Annotated in this window: 17 protein-coding genes; 8 read left to right on the top strand and 9 right to left on the bottom strand. The window is 58.6% G+C overall.

Annotated features, from left to right (window positions below):
• Positions 1 to 11: 11 nt before the first annotated feature.
• Positions 12 to 215, bottom strand: coding sequence for a hypothetical protein (locus GSQ94_RS06325; protein ID WP_158942628.1), 204 nt, complete (start codon positions 213 to 215; stop codon positions 12 to 14).
• Between the two features lie 223 nt (positions 216 to 438).
• Between GSQ94_RS06325 and GSQ94_RS06320 the strand changes: the two genes are divergently transcribed.
• Entirely contained in the window at positions 439 to 885 is a 447-nt protein-coding gene (locus GSQ94_RS06320; protein ID WP_254063693.1) for an NINE protein, read from the top strand.
• Between the two features lie 98 nt (positions 886 to 983).
• Here the strand turns inward: GSQ94_RS06320 and GSQ94_RS06315 are convergent, their stop codons facing one another.
• Positions 984 to 1,310: a hypothetical protein gene (locus GSQ94_RS06315; RefSeq protein WP_158942626.1), complete on the bottom strand. Its 327-nt coding sequence runs from the start codon at positions 1,308 to 1,310 to the stop codon at positions 984 to 986.
• Positions 1,311 to 1,426: 116 nt separating this feature from the next.
• Positions 1,427 to 2,353, bottom strand: a complete 927-nt coding sequence (locus tag GSQ94_RS06310; protein WP_371417457.1) for a hypothetical protein — start codon at positions 2,351 to 2,353, stop codon at positions 1,427 to 1,429.
• A 248-nt stretch (positions 2,354 to 2,601) separates the two neighbouring features.
• On the opposite strand from GSQ94_RS06310, the gene GSQ94_RS06305 reads away from it, so the two are divergent.
• Positions 2,602 to 3,288 (top strand): PEP-CTERM sorting domain-containing protein, encoded by a 687-nt coding sequence (locus GSQ94_RS06305; RefSeq protein ID WP_254063692.1) that lies wholly within the window; start codon positions 2,602 to 2,604, stop codon positions 3,286 to 3,288.
• Positions 3,289 to 3,357: 69 nt separating this feature from the next.
• Here GSQ94_RS06305 and GSQ94_RS06300 read toward each other — a convergent pair whose 3' ends face one another.
• The gene (locus GSQ94_RS06300) at positions 3,358 to 3,993 is read right to left on the bottom strand and encodes a hypothetical protein (protein WP_158942622.1); all 636 of its coding nucleotides are present in this window, start codon (positions 3,991 to 3,993) and stop codon (positions 3,358 to 3,360) included.
• A gap of 150 nt (positions 3,994 to 4,143) precedes the next feature.
• Between GSQ94_RS06300 and murQ the strand changes: the two genes are divergently transcribed.
• Both murQ and GSQ94_RS06290 read left to right on the top strand, forming a co-directional pair.
• Positions 4,144 to 5,061 (top strand): N-acetylmuramic acid 6-phosphate etherase, encoded by a 918-nt coding sequence (murQ, locus tag GSQ94_RS06295; protein ID WP_158942620.1) that lies wholly within the window; start codon positions 4,144 to 4,146, stop codon positions 5,059 to 5,061.
• 166 nt (positions 5,062 to 5,227) lie between these two features.
• Positions 5,228 to 5,647, top strand: a complete 420-nt coding sequence (locus tag GSQ94_RS06290) for a VOC family protein (RefSeq protein WP_158942618.1) — start codon at positions 5,228 to 5,230, stop codon at positions 5,645 to 5,647.
• Positions 5,648 to 5,725: 78 nt separating this feature from the next.
• Here the strand turns inward: GSQ94_RS06290 and GSQ94_RS06285 are convergent, their stop codons facing one another.
• Positions 5,726 to 6,118 (bottom strand): VOC family protein, encoded by a 393-nt coding sequence (locus tag GSQ94_RS06285; RefSeq protein ID WP_158942616.1) that lies wholly within the window; start codon positions 6,116 to 6,118, stop codon positions 5,726 to 5,728.
• Between the two features lie 339 nt (positions 6,119 to 6,457).
• Between GSQ94_RS06285 and GSQ94_RS06280 the strand changes: the two genes are divergently transcribed.
• Positions 6,458 to 7,645 carry a glycerophosphodiester phosphodiesterase family protein gene (locus GSQ94_RS06280; RefSeq protein WP_158942614.1) on the top strand — a complete coding sequence of 396 codons (1,188 nt, stop codon included), beginning with the start codon at positions 6,458 to 6,460 and terminating at the stop codon, positions 7,643 to 7,645.
• 309 nt (positions 7,646 to 7,954) lie between these two features.
• Here the strand turns inward: GSQ94_RS06280 and ruvB are convergent, their stop codons facing one another.
• Together ruvB and GSQ94_RS06270 are read right to left on the bottom strand one after the other, a co-directional pair.
• Positions 7,955 to 9,025, bottom strand: a complete 1,071-nt coding sequence (gene ruvB, locus GSQ94_RS06275; protein WP_158942612.1) for a Holliday junction branch migration DNA helicase RuvB — start codon at positions 9,023 to 9,025, stop codon at positions 7,955 to 7,957.
• A gap of 232 nt (positions 9,026 to 9,257) precedes the next feature.
• Positions 9,258 to 10,613, bottom strand: a complete 1,356-nt coding sequence (locus tag GSQ94_RS06270) for a glycoside hydrolase family 27 protein (protein WP_254063691.1) — start codon at positions 10,611 to 10,613, stop codon at positions 9,258 to 9,260.
• A gap of 210 nt (positions 10,614 to 10,823) precedes the next feature.
• Here GSQ94_RS06270 and GSQ94_RS06265 point away from each other — a divergent pair, with 210 nt between their 5' ends.
• The 3 genes from GSQ94_RS06265 (at position 10,824) to GSQ94_RS06255 (ending at position 13,236) form a co-directional block, all read left to right on the top strand.
• Positions 10,824 to 12,485 (top strand): M28 family peptidase, encoded by a 1,662-nt coding sequence (locus GSQ94_RS06265; protein WP_158942708.1) that lies wholly within the window; start codon positions 10,824 to 10,826, stop codon positions 12,483 to 12,485.
• Positions 12,486 to 12,518: 33 nt separating this feature from the next.
• On the top strand, positions 12,519 to 12,683 hold the full coding sequence (locus GSQ94_RS06260) for a putative RiPP precursor (RefSeq protein WP_158942610.1): 165 nt from the start codon (positions 12,519 to 12,521) through the stop codon (positions 12,681 to 12,683).
• A 130-nt stretch (positions 12,684 to 12,813) separates the two neighbouring features.
• Positions 12,814 to 13,236, top strand: coding sequence for an OsmC family protein (locus GSQ94_RS06255; RefSeq protein ID WP_158942608.1), 423 nt, complete (start codon positions 12,814 to 12,816; stop codon positions 13,234 to 13,236).
• 238 nt (positions 13,237 to 13,474) lie between these two features.
• On the opposite strand, the gene GSQ94_RS06250 is transcribed toward GSQ94_RS06255, so the two are convergent.
• Positions 13,475 to 14,407: a cation diffusion facilitator family transporter gene (locus GSQ94_RS06250; protein ID WP_158942706.1), complete on the bottom strand. Its 933-nt coding sequence runs from the start codon at positions 14,405 to 14,407 to the stop codon at positions 13,475 to 13,477.
• Between the two features lie 102 nt (positions 14,408 to 14,509).
• Positions 14,510 to 15,037, bottom strand: a complete 528-nt coding sequence (locus GSQ94_RS06245; RefSeq protein WP_158942606.1) for a hypothetical protein — start codon at positions 15,035 to 15,037, stop codon at positions 14,510 to 14,512.
• Positions 15,038 to 15,338: the final 301 nt, after the last annotated feature.

Genomic DNA, 15,338 nt, shown 5'->3' with positions numbered 1-15,338 from the left:
TATCTCTAAGCCTAGGCCGCCGGCACAAACCCATCGCATCCGCTAATTGGGGAGACCTTCAAGTGCAGTGCGGCATGCTTCGGATGGCCGCACTCATCCAACAGGTCCGCGTCAGCTTTTTTGCTGCTAAGAATCGTGACCAACACCGAACTCTTCGCATGATGCTCGCCGAAATGGTTACAAAGTCCGCACTGTCCGCTATGAACTGCCTGCATAACAACCTCCTGCTTTCTCTAAGTCTGACTCTCGATCGCAGCGCTCCGTTGTCTCGCGCACTGTGATTTGTCGCAACTTTACGCCGCATCACATCGCGTGTAAATTACGACCATCCAAGTCGTACCCGCTCATAAAATAAGCACTCAATCGGTCGCATATCGGAACCATCGCTCACCCAGCCGCGTATCTTTGTCCGAGCGCTTCAGCAAGAGGAGCAAAATCATGCAGATCACCGACCCTCTCTACACCTCCAACATGACCGATCAGCAGCGCGGCTGGTTCTACGCCGAATACGAACGCGCACGCAAGGACGAAATGGTCGGCCTCCTTCTCGCACTCTTCCTCGGCTGCTTCGGAGTCCACCACTTCTACCTCCGCCGAAACACCGCCGGCATCCTCTATCTGATCTTCTTCTGGACCGGCATCACTGCCATCCTGGGTGTGATCGAGTGCTTCTTTATGCCAGGCCGCGTTCGCGAGTACAACACCGCCCAGGCGATCTACATCTCCGGTCTCATTCTGGCCCACTCAGGCCACCCTGGCGCATCTGTCACGGCAGCCACGCACTGCCCATCCTGTAACAGCGCCATCGACCCTGCGGCTGTCTTCTGCGTGCACTGTGGGGCTGCCATCGCTCCCACCCAGCCCAGCACCCAGACCACGATCTAAACACTCCCCAAGCTCACCACACAAACGAAAAGGGCTCCCTCAAGGAGCCCTTTTCTTTCTTCTCGACCTCCAGCAAATCTCGCCAGAGCATCCCAGCGTTACACGCCGGATGTGTGCTTCACCGCAGCTTCATATCCAGCCGTAAAGCCCGAGCGGTACTCATCGCGAGCCGCTCCCTTTACCGGTGGGTGGACATACAGGTGAGACGACTTCGCGTCGATCTTCCGCTTTGCCGTCATATCCAGCTGTGCCGCTTCCACTCCGTCGCGGTAGGCCGACTGCGCCTGCTCCGTACCTGGAGGAGGCGTATTCCAGCTCCGGCTCTCGGTCGTTGGTGCCTGGTTCTCTTGGGCGTGTGCGAAAAATGTTGCACCGCTCATCAGTGCCACTGCCATCAGTGGTGTTGCAATTCGAATTAGCTTCATCGTGTTTCCTCTTTCCTTACAGGTCAATAGATGCACCTCAAGGCCAAAGGGACACTATCATATCGTGTTAATTGCTGGCAAATTGCACACTCGTAGTCCGCTAACCCCTGCAAACACTACATATTCGTATGGCCGCCGCGCATATCTTCGTTGAACGTGGGCTTGATGAACGCCAGCGCATGAGCCAGTTCCGCTGCATACTGCGCACGATGGCCCATCAGCGCTTCCGTAGCAGTCGCGTACTCCGTGTCCGCCGCCAGGTGGATGATCCCCTCACCCGCCAGCGCCGCCACCGTCTTCTTCAGCTCCTCCACCGTCGAGTTCAGATACTGCGCATCCCGGGGATCCAGCAGCCACACCGGCTTTCCTCCGCCAAGCACGCCCGACAACCAGAACACTTTCGCCGCCAGGTACTCCTGCCGCTGTCCTTCCGTGGTGTCGTTGAAGTTGAACCGTTTCTTCCACGGGCTATAAAACCGCGTCGTCACCGGAACCGGCTGACGGTTGCCGCTCTTCACCAGCTCCAACTGCCCCTGGTCCATCGTCTTCCGCACCGCGTTGTAGATAAACCCTTCCGAAAACGGTTGCTCCGGAGCTTTCACGATCTCTGCAAACGTCACCGTCATCGACGCCGACACCTTCGCATGCAGCGGGCTTCCCTCTCCATCCTGCAGATGAACCTCGCCATGCACCAGGAACGTATCCGCACCCGAGGTCGACTCATGGAACGGCCAGGTAAACTTCTCAAAACTAAGGGGAAGCCCATGCAGCGTCAGGTAGTAGTCCTGGTTCGGATTCCTCAGCCGCTTCGCCGTCTCGCCTAGATAAACCCCAACCTCGGCCAGCATATCCGCACGGCTGAAATCGAACTTGTCGCTTAGCTCCAGCACTTGTGTCTTCGAGTGATCCGCCGTCAGTGCCAGCATGAACCGAGTCGTCGGGTTCCCCGAAAAATCCTGCCCAATCGTGCTCGAGACCACTTCCAAGCCGGCCGCCTTTGCCGCCGCTTCTACCTGTCCAGCCAATACCTCTTGCGTTCCCATCGCCATCTGCCTCAATCGTCCTTTACGTTTTGCGTATCCTCTATTTTACGGCTTCCGGCTTACTTTTACTGCTTCCGGCTCACTTTCTGCTGCCCGCCCACGATCCAGGCCAATGCTTATGATTTGTAACCCGGTGTAGAGTTCTGGCGCGGAGTCGCAAAGCCTCTTGCTTTCCTGCTGAAATTTTCATCCTTGATTAATTTCTGGAAGCAGGAGAGACTGCTGGCGTGTCTCCTAAGAGGTTTCCCATGTCCGGAACTCTGCGTCTACTTGCCTTTAGCGTGCTCTTCTCCGCTGCGATTCCTACGGCTCACGCCGATAGCCTCACGTTCGTCATCTCGGATGTCGCCACCGGAATGATCGGGTCGCAATCCTTCACAGACAAGCTCGTCACGCTCTCAGCCACTCTACCGCTTGATGATCTGGCAAATCAGCCGGGCTATTACAACGGCACCGGCGACTTCGAATACGACAGCAGTGCTGGCCTCGTCACCACAGTCAGCATCCAGGGTATAGGTACCTTTGCCGGAACCAGCAACTATATCGTGGGATACAACATCGATGGCGACGGCGGTCTTGCTATCGCTGATGTGAACAATGAGCTCTATCTGGATTACGGGGGGCCACTCACCCTCGGGCCTACCTTTGAGCAAACTCCTTCGACCGGCCCTGTGGCAGGAAGCATCGATACTGCTCCGCTGGGAAGCGATTGCATCCCGAATATTGAACATCAAACCTGCCCTGATACTTTTGATACTAGCGGTGGCATGGTGTCATTCGACTCCATCAGTCCTACCGGATCCGCTGAGTTAATTGCTACGTCGACCGTGCCAGAACCGTCCACCTTTACGCTCCTCGGCACAGGACTTGTCGGAGCGTTCGGCGTGATCCGACGCAAATTCATTAAGCACAAGCGGCCTTTGCTAAATTCATAGGCAGATTGAGCTAATCCTATCTCAGGATTCTCGCCTCGGACCAGTCATCGCTGGCTCATCTCCAAGCCGCTACGGATTCTTCGCCGCAGCAGCCTTATCCGCAACCGCCAGCGCCTTCCTGAACTCCTCCACCGCCGGAACGTTATGCGAACGAAGCCCATCCTTCGCGACATAACTCCATCCCGCCGAAGCTTCGAGCGGATGGTCGCTGTCTCCGTCATAAACCCTGAACGAGTCCTCCACGGTCCCAATCTCAGTCTGCGGATGCGCCGGCTCACCACTGCTCGCATCGGGCACTCCCGCCCCCGCCCCGTTTGACTGCCTGCCGTGTTGTGCCCCAACCGACATTCCATTTGCCGTCGGGTCGATCACTCCTGCGCGGTTATTCTGCCGCGGATCGCTGATCGTCGTATCCACCACCTGCTTATGGCCTTTGCGAATCACGATCACCAGATCCGCACCCTGCGTGCTGATCACCGGCAGAAATCTTCCCCAGTTCAACAGCGCCGTCTCAACATCCTTCTGCGCCACTTGGTTAGCCCTGGGATCCTCAAGATCGATTCCAGCCGTCGGGTCGATCACAATCGCCACCGTCTTCGCACGAAGAATGTACGTCGGCACGGTCTTCTCCGGCTTGTTCTTCGCACCCACAAACGCTGCCGCTAGAAAGCTCACAGCAACCACCACCAACACGTGCCTGCGCATAACTCCCCCCTTCGCTGCCCGGCGTAAAACGCGGTCCGGCACAAATTCTACGCCCGGCAACCCTCAAAATCAGCAGTCATCGCGACCTGCAGCCACTCCCCCTGCACGCGGTAAGGCATACTTGCACATAAGAAAGTGAACCGCTCAAGCATGGAAACCAACTCGAACCTGGCCACACTCCTCACCGAAGCCCGCAACCCACGCTCCGAGCACATCGATGAGCTCCCCACTCTGGATATGCTCCGTCTCATCAACCAGGAGGACGCCAAGGTTGCCGCCGCAGTAGCCGCAGTCCTTCCGCAGATCGCCACAGCCGTTGACGCCATAGCAAATCGCTTCAACGAAGGCGGACGCCTCTTCTACACCGGAGCAGGCACCAGCGGCCGTCTCGGCGTCCTCGACGCCAGCGAGTGCCCACCCACCTTCTCCGTTCCGCCCGCCCTGTTTCATGCCCTTATCGCAGGTGGCGACAGCGCCCTCCGCAGATCCAGCGAGCAATCCGAAGACTCCCCCGAACAAGGCGCAGCCGACCTCGCAGCCGCAGATCTCCGCCAGCAAGACGCCCTCATCGGCATAGCCGCCAGCGGACGCACCCCCTACGTCCTCGGCGCACTCGCCCACGCTCGCAAACTCGGAGCCCTCACCATCGCTCTCACCTGCGTGCCCAACTCTCCCATCGCGGCAGCAGCAGAGATCTCCATCGCCCCGCTCACCGGCCCCGAAGTTCTCACCGGGAGCACCCGCATGAAGGCCGGTACCGCCACCAAGCTCGTCCTCAACATGATCTCAACCGGCGTCATGATCAAGACCGGCGCCGTCTACGGCAACCTCATGGTCAACATGCAACCCACCAACGCCAAGCTGGTAGACCGCGCCCAGCGCATCATCATGGCCGCCATCGGACCAGAAGATCCCATAGATCAATCCACTGCCGCCAGTCTCCTGCAAAAGTCCGGCAGCATCAAGACAGCCATCGTCATGCAAAAACTCTCCCTCGACCGCCCCACCGCAGAAGCAAAACTAGCTACCCACAAAGGAAATCTTTCGGCACTCCTTCGCAATCCCTGAGCTTCGCGATACATAACCGTCGCAAGGCAAAGGCTTCGCAGTCCATGGGCCGGTTCTCGTCGAACTGACCGGTCGAACCTTGCCAGTGACTTTGCGATCTCCTTCCTTCTCTGCCGTTGCGTCTTTGTTGTCATCCCCGAAGGGGATCTGCGTTTAACCTTGCACCATGACCGACGAAACCAGGAACGCCCCGCCGCGTCCCATCCTCACCTCCATCGCCGCACAGCTATTCGTTGCCGACGTCAAAGCCTCGTCTGATTTCTTCACCGCGAAACTTGGCTTCGTCGTCGACTTCCTCTATGGCGATCCGCCATTTTATGGACAGGTTAGTCGCGACACGGCACGGCTTGCACTGCGGCAGGTCGGCGAACCTGTCTTCGCTGGTGACATCCGCGAGCGCGAACATCTGCTCTCCGCTGCCATCACCGTCGCCACTGTAGAGGAGATCAAGCAGCTATTTCTCGCCTGCCAGTCGGAAGGGGTGCGTTTCCATCAGCCGCTCAAAAAGGAGCCATGGGGTGCCAGAACCTTCGTCATCCTCGATCTAGACGGAAATCACATCCTCTTCGCCGGTCCAGCCGACTGAGTGCACTCCGCAAGGTCTTAGCTCGGTAAAGCTTTTGGGAAGCAGTACGCAAACCGAGACACCACCGAGGCGAAGGTCCTACTCTCTTGGTCGCCCGAAGAACAAAACGTAGCCGTCAGGATCGCCAACCTCGAAGCCGCGCAGGCCGTCGTGTGTATCTCTAAGCGGTGCGCTGAATGCTACGCCCTTATTGGTAAATTCACTGGCCAGTGCATCGGGGTTTGGTGCATAGACATAAGCGTCCCACCTCATCGAAGGATGCCGCTTGGCATTCGGCATCGGCAGCACGCCATCTTCGGATTTGACGAAGAGTTGCGCTGCGTCGCGCCCGAGAATAGCGAAAAAAGGATTTCGATCCGGCTCTTTGAATCTCGTCTCAAAACCAAGTCTATCGCAATAGAACGCGATGGTTTGATCGACATTGCTGACGATGAAGAACGGTGAAATCGACTGCATGCTCGGTCGTGTCATAAGCGTCCTCTTCTTCTCGCCACATACGTTGTCATTCACAGGCGGTTCGTAGTCATTCCGTGCACGGTTCGTGGTCATTCCATCATGGTTTGTTGTCATTCCGCAGCACAGCGAAGGAATCTGCTTCTCTCCGATACCCCGCCTATCATCGGGTGCCCATCCATCGCGCACTCTGCGATGGATGGGAAGGTAGCCATCTCCCCGACCAGAGGTATCTTCATCCGAGGAGCCGCAGCCTCGTCACTCCGCAGCGCAGCGAAAGAATTCTACGTTTAGGATATCGAATACCTCCTCAACGATTCACACCGGATCAACCCCGTTCCGCTATCATGAAACGCCATGCTACCCTCCTTCCGAACGCAACTCCTCACTGCCGTCCTCCTCACCGCCGCCACCCTCTCCGCCCAGCAGGCCCCTATGCCAAATCCCTTCCTCGGACTCATGACCGCCGCCGATAAGCACGCCAAGGCTCACAACGCGCAGACTCCAGTGCTCTCTCCTGTCGATGCCACCCTCCTCGGCGCTAATCCTCCCGTCAACGTCGCCGAGCTCCAGAAGGCAGGCTTCAAGGTCGTTCCCTGGACCACGAACGACCCCGCAAAGATGCGCGCCCTAATCGACCTCCGCGTCGACGGCATCATCTCCGACTACCCAAACATCCTCCAACAGGTCGTCGCCGAGCAGAAAGCCGCCCACCCCGAAGCCGCCGCCTACTTCAAGACCTTCGACGTGTCGGCTCATCGCGGAGGACGCGGTCTGCGCCCCGAAAACACTCTGCCATCCTTCGAGTCAGGCCTCGATCACCTCGCCACCACCCTCGAAACCGACACCGGCGTCACCACCGACCATGTCTCTCTCATCTGGCACGACCAGTTCCTCAACCCTGAGTCCTGCCGCCGCGCCGACGGCAAGCCCTACACCCGGGAAGGGCGCATCTACACCCGCGACATCTCGCTCGCCGAGGCACAAAGCACCTTCATCTGCGACAAGCTCCATCAGGGTCCGTCCTACGGCAATGCGAAGTTCGACGACCAGCAGAACGACCTCGCGCTATCCCCCGTCGCTGTCGCCTTTGCGAAGCAGGAGCACTTGATCAGTCCTTACGTCCCCACCTACGCGGAGCAGCTCTTCCGCTTCACCCGCTTCTACGCCGACTACTACAGCTCCGGTGCGGGTAAATCGCACCCGGATGCAGCTGCCCGCGCCGCCAACGCCCGCACCGTCCGCTTCAACCTCGAAACCAAGATCACGCCCTTCCCCGAAGACGCCGCCGGGCAACCGCCCCCGCCTCTGCCGGAGCACACCGAACCTAAGACCAACCACACCTATGATCCGCAGACCTTCGTTACGGCACTCTGCGGAGCCATCACCCGCAACCACATGGAGTCGCGCGCCGAGGTGCAGAGCTTCGACTTCCGCACCCTGATTCTTGTCGAGGAGCAGTTCCCGAAGATTCCAACCTACTACCTCACCGGGCCACCGAAGATGCTGAGCACTGACTTCGTTCCCGCCGCCTTGCGTCAGTAGAAATCCTGGCCACCACGCCGGATTTTTTTCTGGCGTGGTGGTTGTGGTGTTTTGCAGGGGTTTTTGCGAAATTGTGGTTGCGTAACGTGGTGTTTTGGCTGGTGAAACGTGGTGTAGATCGTGGTGAATGTGTGGCTGGAAACACCACAAATTTCGCGACGAAAAATACGCCACGTTTTTCAACTTTATTTTTGAGTACCTGAAAGAGCTGTCCTGCCGGACGGGCGCCCTACGCGGGCGGCGGTCACTTCGTGACTTTTCTATCGGTTTTGGTGGATGGAAATGCCTCGGTCCGGCCGTTGGCCGGGTCTAAAAGAGGCTTAGTTTGCGGGGCATCTCTATGCCTAGATGCTCATAGGCCAGACGCGTGGCTACGCGGCCACGCGGGGTGCGGTCGAGGAAGCCGATCTGGATGAGGAAGGGCTCATAGACCTCTTCGAGTGCGTCCTGCTCTTCCGCCAACGCAGCGGCGAGGGTGTTGAGACCGACCGGACCACCATCGTACTTCTCGATGATGGTCCGGAGAAGACGGCGGTCGAGCTCGTCGAAGCCGTGGGCATCGACTTCGAGGAGTGAGAGGGCTGCCTGTGCCGTGGGCCGGTCGATGACGCCTTTGGCGCGTACCTGGGCATAGTCGCGGACGCGGCGCAGGAGGCGGTTGGCGATGCGTGGTGTGCCGCGGGAGCGCATGGCAATCTCGGCTGCGCCGTCGCGGTCGATGGGAACGCCGATGACCTCGGCACTGCGCTCTACGACAAAGCGGAGTTCGTCGTCGGTGTAGAACTCCAGCCGAAGGAGGATGCCGAAGCGGCTGCGCAGCGGCGAGGAGAGGAGCCCCGGGCGTGTGGTGGCAGCGACGAAGGTGAAGGGGCGAATCTCCATCACATGCGTACGCGCTGCCGGCCCCTGGCCGATGATGATGTCGAGCTTATAGTCCTCGAGCGCTGTATACAGCTTTTCCTCAAGCACAGGCTGCAGCCTGTGGATCTCGTCGAGGAAGAGAACCTGCCTCTCGCGCAGGTTGGTGAGGATGGCCGTGAGGTCGCCTTGTATCTGAAGGGCGGGGCCGGAGGTCTGCTGGTAGCCGACTTCGAGCTCATTCGCGATGATGGTGGCCAGCGTGGTTTTGCCAAGACCGGGAGGGCCGAAGAGGAGGACGTGATCGAGGGCTTCGCCTCGCGATTTTGCTGCTTCTAGGGCGATGGCGAGCTGTTCCTTGGCCTTTTCCTGTCCGATGAACTCGGCGAGGCGGGTTGGGCGCAGCTTGAGCTCAAAGGCATCATCGTCGTCGGCTTTGCCGGCGGAGACGAGGCGCTCGGCTTCTGCTGATTTTTCGGAGCGGTTAAGATCAACCTTCGGCTTGTTTTTGAAAAAGTCCACTAAGGGCGATGGTAAGGCGAAGCTGGGCGCGACGCAAACTTGTTTTCGTATGCGGGAGTGTGCCTGATGTCGCCATGAGAATGGCGTGGATCTTCGATCCGTTGCTCATTGGACCCGCAACTGGGCTGGAGCAGCGGATAAGACAACCAACTGCAAAGACAACCGCAGATCCCTACGGGATGACAACAAAATAACAGGCAACTGCAACGGCGAACAAAGACAATTGCGGCTTCTAGTCGTGGAGGCAGTAGACTACGGAGCCGTGAGGGGGGAGATCGACCTGGAAGGAGTTTAGCAGGCCCAGCTCTCTTCTCTGCCACAGGTCACGGACCTTGTACTGGGCGCGATCGATGTAGCCGAACTCGGCCAGGGTTTTGTCGATATGCATGGGCGCGTCGCTGAGGTTGAAGACCGCGAGGTAGCGTTTGTCGCCTTTGACGGACTGCGATGTCCAGGTGACGAGGTCTGCCTGTGCGTTGTTCTGGTTACTGTTGGTCGAGGACTGATCCATCTCAAGAATGGCCGGGTTGGTGAGCAACGACTTGAGTGCGTCGTCCATCTGGGTGAGATTTCCTCCGATGAAGAGCGGAGATCGTGAGACAGCCCAGAGAGAGATCATTGTTCTCTGCTCGTCTTCGGTGAGCTTTGAAGCGCGTGGTTTGCCGTCGCCGGGGTTTGGCCGGAGCTGGCCGATGGGGAGCATGTCGGCGTCGGGCCAACTGCCGGGCCGCACGTGTTCAGCCCAATCCGCGAGAACAGGGAACTGTCCCTTCACGCTCTGCGACCACTCCTTCTGCGGATCCTTCTCCCAGTGGTCCCAGACATCGTTGGAGATGCGCCAGAGCTGCGCGTTCTTTGCGACCTCGGTGGCGTGCTCGAGCGAGGTTGGGCCGGGGGAGAGGCTGAGCACAATGGGGCGGCCTGAGCGCTCGATGGCCTTATGGATCATGCGGATTTCCGCGCTTTTGTAGGGGTTGGCGATGCAGTCGACTTTGAGATAGTCGACCCCCCACGACGCGTATTGCTTGATGAGGGCGTCGTACCAGGCCTGGCCGGCGAAGTTGGCCTTGACGCCGAAGTTATCAGGGTTCCAGGAGCAGACGTCGGTGGTGTCTGCGGCTGCGCTGGCGCGGTACCTGGTGGTGCCGATGTGCGAGTTTGCGAAGACGGTCTTCTTGGGAATACCGCGAATGATGTGGAGCCCGAATTTGAGTCCATCGTCATGCACTGCGTCGCTGATTGGTTTGAAGCCGCCACCGCTGGCGGAGGAGGGAAACCGGTTAGGCGCAGGCTCGTACTGGCCGCGCAGGTTGATGGTGTAGCGAAGAGCCTGTGGCATGGAGGCGTTTTCGGGGTTCTGCAGGTACCAGCCCTCATCGACAACGACATACTGCCAGCCGAACTCCTTGAGTTGTGCGGCGAGGACGACCATGTTCGCGCGAAACTGGGATTCGTTCACGGTGAGGCCGTAGGCATCCCAGCTGTTCCAGCCCATGGGCGGGGTCGGGGCGAGCGCCTTGTCCTCTGCGCCTGCGGAAGAGATCATCAATAGAATCGCAAGAACCGCAGAGATACGCTTTATTACCATGCGAATAAACATATCAAAGTAGGAGCTGGGCCATCTTGTGCGGCCGGGTGCAGAGGGCAAAGACAGGGGTCCTTCGGCGAAGTTGCTCGCAAAGTGCCGCGAGCAACTTCGCTCAGGATGACGGGCTCGATGATGATGATTAGACTGGACGTATTCGTGAAGGCTTACCCTAGGAGTACGACCTTGAACAATCTTCGTCCGGCCATCGCCATGGCACTCGCTGTTCTCTCTCTTTCTGCCACCGTGATGGCGCAGTCGATTCCGCCAGCTATTAAGGCTGCGGAGGCGTCGATTGACGGCGAGAAGATTCGCGCGCAAGTACGCTTTCTGTCGGACGACCTGCTCGAGGGCCGAGGACCTGGGCTGCGCGGAAGCGAGATTGCCGCAAAGTACATGGCGACCCAGTTTGCGCTATATGGGCTGAAGCCGGGCGGGGATAACGGCACCTATCTTCAGCAGATCAACTTCGTTGGGATGAAGGCGATTCCTGAGAAGACGACGATGTCTCTGATTCCGAAGAAGCCTGCGGGGAATTCGATTGATCTTTACTCGATCGACCTGAAGTATGCGGACGACTACACGGTGAGCAATCGCACGCTGACGCCGAGTGTCGATATCGATGCGCCGATTGTGTTTGTCGGGTATGGCGCGGTTGCACCGGAGTTTCAGTGGGATGACTATGCGGGTGTGGACGTGAAGGGGAAGGTGATTCTGTGCATCGTGGGGGATCCGCCTTCAACCGATCCTAAGTTCTTTGGTGGCGATGCACTGACCTACTACGGGCGGTGGACGTACAAGTTTGAAGAGGCAGCGCGGAGAGGCGCGGTGGGCGCGCTGATTATCCATCGCACGGACCTGGCGAGCTACGGCTGGGATGTGGTGAAGAACTCGAATACGAGTGAGAAGACCTATCTGCGGGATGATAAGAATCCGCAGCTAGAGGCGGCGAGTTGGATTCAGCTGGATGTAGCGAAGAAGATCTTCGCCTCGAGTGGGCTGGATGCGGACGCAGAGATTATTGCGGCGGGGAAGCGCGGATTTAAGGCGGTGGAGTTACCTGTGAAGTTGAAGGCCCACATCGAGAGCACGGTGCGGCCTTTCCAGTCTCCGAATGTGGTGGGGATTTTGCCTGGGGCGAATGCGTCGGGAAAAGATCAGGCGGTGATGTACACGGCTCACTACGATCATCTCGGGTTTGTTCCGGGGATGGCGGGCGACAATATCTATAACGGCGCGGCGGATAATGGCACGGGCTGCGGGATGCTGCTGGAGATGGCGCGAGCTTGGGCGATGTCGGACGTGAAGCTGCCGCACTCGATCATCTTTGCTTCGGTGACGGCGGAGGAGCAGGGGCTGCTGGGGTCGGAGTATCTGGGGCAGCATCCGCCGATTCCTGCGGGGCAGATTGCGCTGGATATTAATTACGACATGATTCTGCCGATTGGCGTGCCGCTGGAGACGAATGTGAACGGCGCGCAGAGGACTACGTTTTATCCGACGGTGGAAGAGACGGCGAAGAGGTTCAAGCTGGCGATTGTGCCGGACCCGAAGCCTTCAGCGGGGAGCTACTACCGGTCGGATCACTTCAGTCTGTCGCGGGTGGGGATTCCGGCGTTCTCGGTTGAGACGGGAGTTCTTTACGAGGGACATGACGCTGGTTGGGGACGCAAGCAGCATGAAGACTTCACCGCGCATGATTATCACAACTTCAGCGACAACTTCCATGAGGATTGGGACTTCAGCGGGAACGCGAAGCTCGACCGCTTCGGCATGGAGCTGGGGTGGCAGGCACTGACGGCGCCATCGCTGATCCAATGGAAGCCGAACGATGAGTTCGAGGCGGCGCGGAAGGCCAGCCTGGGCTCGAAGTAAGATTTCGCAACGTGAGAAGGAGCATGACGATGGTTGCGGGCCTCAGTAGAAGTCGGCGCAGCTAAGAAAGTAGCCGCAGATTCGGCAGACCAGCTTGCAGCGGCTGTCTTCCAGACGGGAGGAGCAGGTGGGGCAGAAGCGGGAGTGATGCTCGGTGGCGATGGTGCAGGCGGGTGGGGCTGGATCGGCTGCAGCTAGAGAAGCTGGAGTTCGCGGCATCTCGAAATGCTATCGCAGGAGCGGATTTTCAACGTCCTTTGGTTCGGGCGGAGCATCGAAGAAGGTACTGTGGATAGATAACAGTTGAAGAACAATAAGGAGAACACCGATGGATCGCAGCGCAAGCGCAGTATGGCATGGCAAGATCATGGACGGCACCGGCACCATCTCCACCCAGAGCGGCACGTTGAAGGACACGCAATACAGCTTCAAGGCGCGGTTTGCCGATGGCGTGGGGACCAATCCTGAAGAGCTGATTGCAGCGGCGCACGCGGGCTGCTACACGATGGCGCTAAGCGGCCAGTTTACCGAGGCGGGTTTTACTCCGGAGTCGATCGAGACCACCGCCGTGCTTACGCTCGACGTGCATGGCGCGCCAACGATTACGAAGATTCACCTGACCACCAAGGCCAAGGTTCCGGGTATCGATAAGGCAAAGTTCGACGAACTGGCGCATAACGCCGAGGTTGGATGCCCGGTGTCGAAGGTGCTGAAGGCAGCGACAATTACGCTGGACGCAACTCTTCTCTAATTAGCGGCATTGCCTGGTTTCCAAAGAGAGGCACGGGACGATGATCCCGTGCCTCTCTGTTTTGGTTTCGTCGCGAATCTTTGGCTTATTGGCTTAGAGGTAGCTTAGCCACCAGTCGCGCGACTATGAGCAGGGCAGCGATACGATAACTGCGACCGACGGAAGGCCGTGACGGTGCTCTATCTGCTTGTTCGTGCAAAGAATTCGCCTGAATAAGGGTATGTCCAGTTGCTCGTGGCTAGTGGCTGTGGCCGTGGGTGCCGACAGCCTCCAACTCGGGAGGAGCGGCACAGCCGTGAGTAGTCTCACAGCCGATGGTCTCGAACTGGATGGTGGTGTGGGTGATGTGGAAGCGGTCGTGCAACGCGCGTTTGATGCCGGTCAGGATATTGCCGCACTCGGACATCGGCATCTCGGCGATCGTAACGTGACTGGCGAGCGCGTGAGACTGCGAACCAAGGCTCCAGACGTGGAGATCGTGGACGTTGACGACGCCTTCTATCGAGGCCATGACCTGACGGATCTCGCCGAGCTGTAGATTGCGGGGAGTGCCTTCGAGAAGGATGTTCAGCGTCTCGCGGAGGATGCCGGCGGAGCTCCAGAGGATCATGCCGGCAATAAGAAGAGAGAGAACGGGGTCGATCCACGCCATGCCGGTGAAGTAGATGGCTGCGCCACCTGCGATAACGGCTGCGGTGGAGAGGGTATCACCCAACATGTGCAGGAAGACGCTGCGGATATTGACGTCGCCGGAGAACTTCCACAAGAGCGTGGCAATGGTGCCGTTCATCAACACACCAGCGGCGGCGACGACCATCATGAGCCTGGGCTGGACCGCCACGGGCATACTGAACCGATGGATGGCGGCAAAGCCGATCCAGATGGAGAGGATGATGAGGGTGGCGGCGTTGACGAAGGCTGCCAGCACACCTGCGCGCTGATAACCGAAGGTCTTCTGATCGGTAGCCGGACGCGCCTGAAAGTAAACGGCTACGAAGGAGAGCACGATGGCCAGAAGGTCGCTGACGTTATGCCCTGCCTCGGAGATGAGCGCGAGGGAGTGGGCACGCAGACCAAAGTAGAAGGTGGCACCGACGTACGCCAAGGTAAGCACCATGGAGAGCTGCAAGACCCGCTGCATCTTGCGATTCGGGCTGGCGACCATGTGCATTGCTATAAGTGTAGTCTGTGCAGCGATTAGGTTCAATGAATGGATATCGAATATAGGCACGGACATTCGATACGGTTACCCGGATGTGGCGAGCTCAGTCGATTAGAACGGTTTGCCTAGATCTTCCTCTTCCTGATCAGGATAAGGAATTTGCGGTCGGGTACCCAGGCGCAGTCCGCTCCACGTCTCGGCCACGACGATGCTGTTGGCCGGGTTTTGCGGGGCGTAACGCACCTGAATGGGAAGGTCTGTGCGAACGCCGTGCACCAACTCAGGGAGCATAGTGACATCCTGCGCGCACTCGTACGTGACGCCGGCGATGCGGTAGTTATAGACGATCATCTCGGGCGTGACTGGACCGGTACGAATCTGATCGGTCTCGTCCAGGAGATCTAATGCCGGGCTGCGGACTTCGGCAATCATGGTGTCCATGATGGTGCCGTCGGTGATGCGGCCGACGCGGGCGAGCATCTCGCGACGTTCACGCTCTACCTCTTCGGCTGAGGGCTTGCGGCGGGTAAGGACGTAACTGGCAACACCGATGGCTGCCGCAGTGGTGGCTCCGACTGCGATGAGAACCCTCGGCGAGCGCAGGGCGAGGTGCAGGTGAGTTGGAATCAGCGAAAACACGGTCTCTGCCCAAAAGCATAGACCATGGCGAGGGAGTTGGGAGGGTGGAGGTGCTGCGGGAGTACACAACTTTCAGGTTATGGAAGCTCCTCCTGAATTGATGAAGGCGCTCCTGAATGCGCGATATACTGGAGATTGCCCATGAAGCCGCCTTCTTCTCCCAGCGTCAAGCCCTCCGCTCTCGTTAAAACTGTCTCTCATGCTTCGTCTCACCTTGCTCATCCACTGGATCTGGGCGACGGCAGGCGAATTCGCTCCACAACCGTGATCTGCGTGCGTCGCGGCGACTCTGTGGTGATGG

This window comes from Granulicella sp. S190, from assembly GCF_009766095.1.
Classification (GTDB): Bacteria; Acidobacteriota; Terriglobia; order Terriglobales; family Acidobacteriaceae; genus Edaphobacter.
Note: the sequence above shows the minus strand (reverse complement) of the source record. Positions and strands in the feature narration are given on the sequence as shown.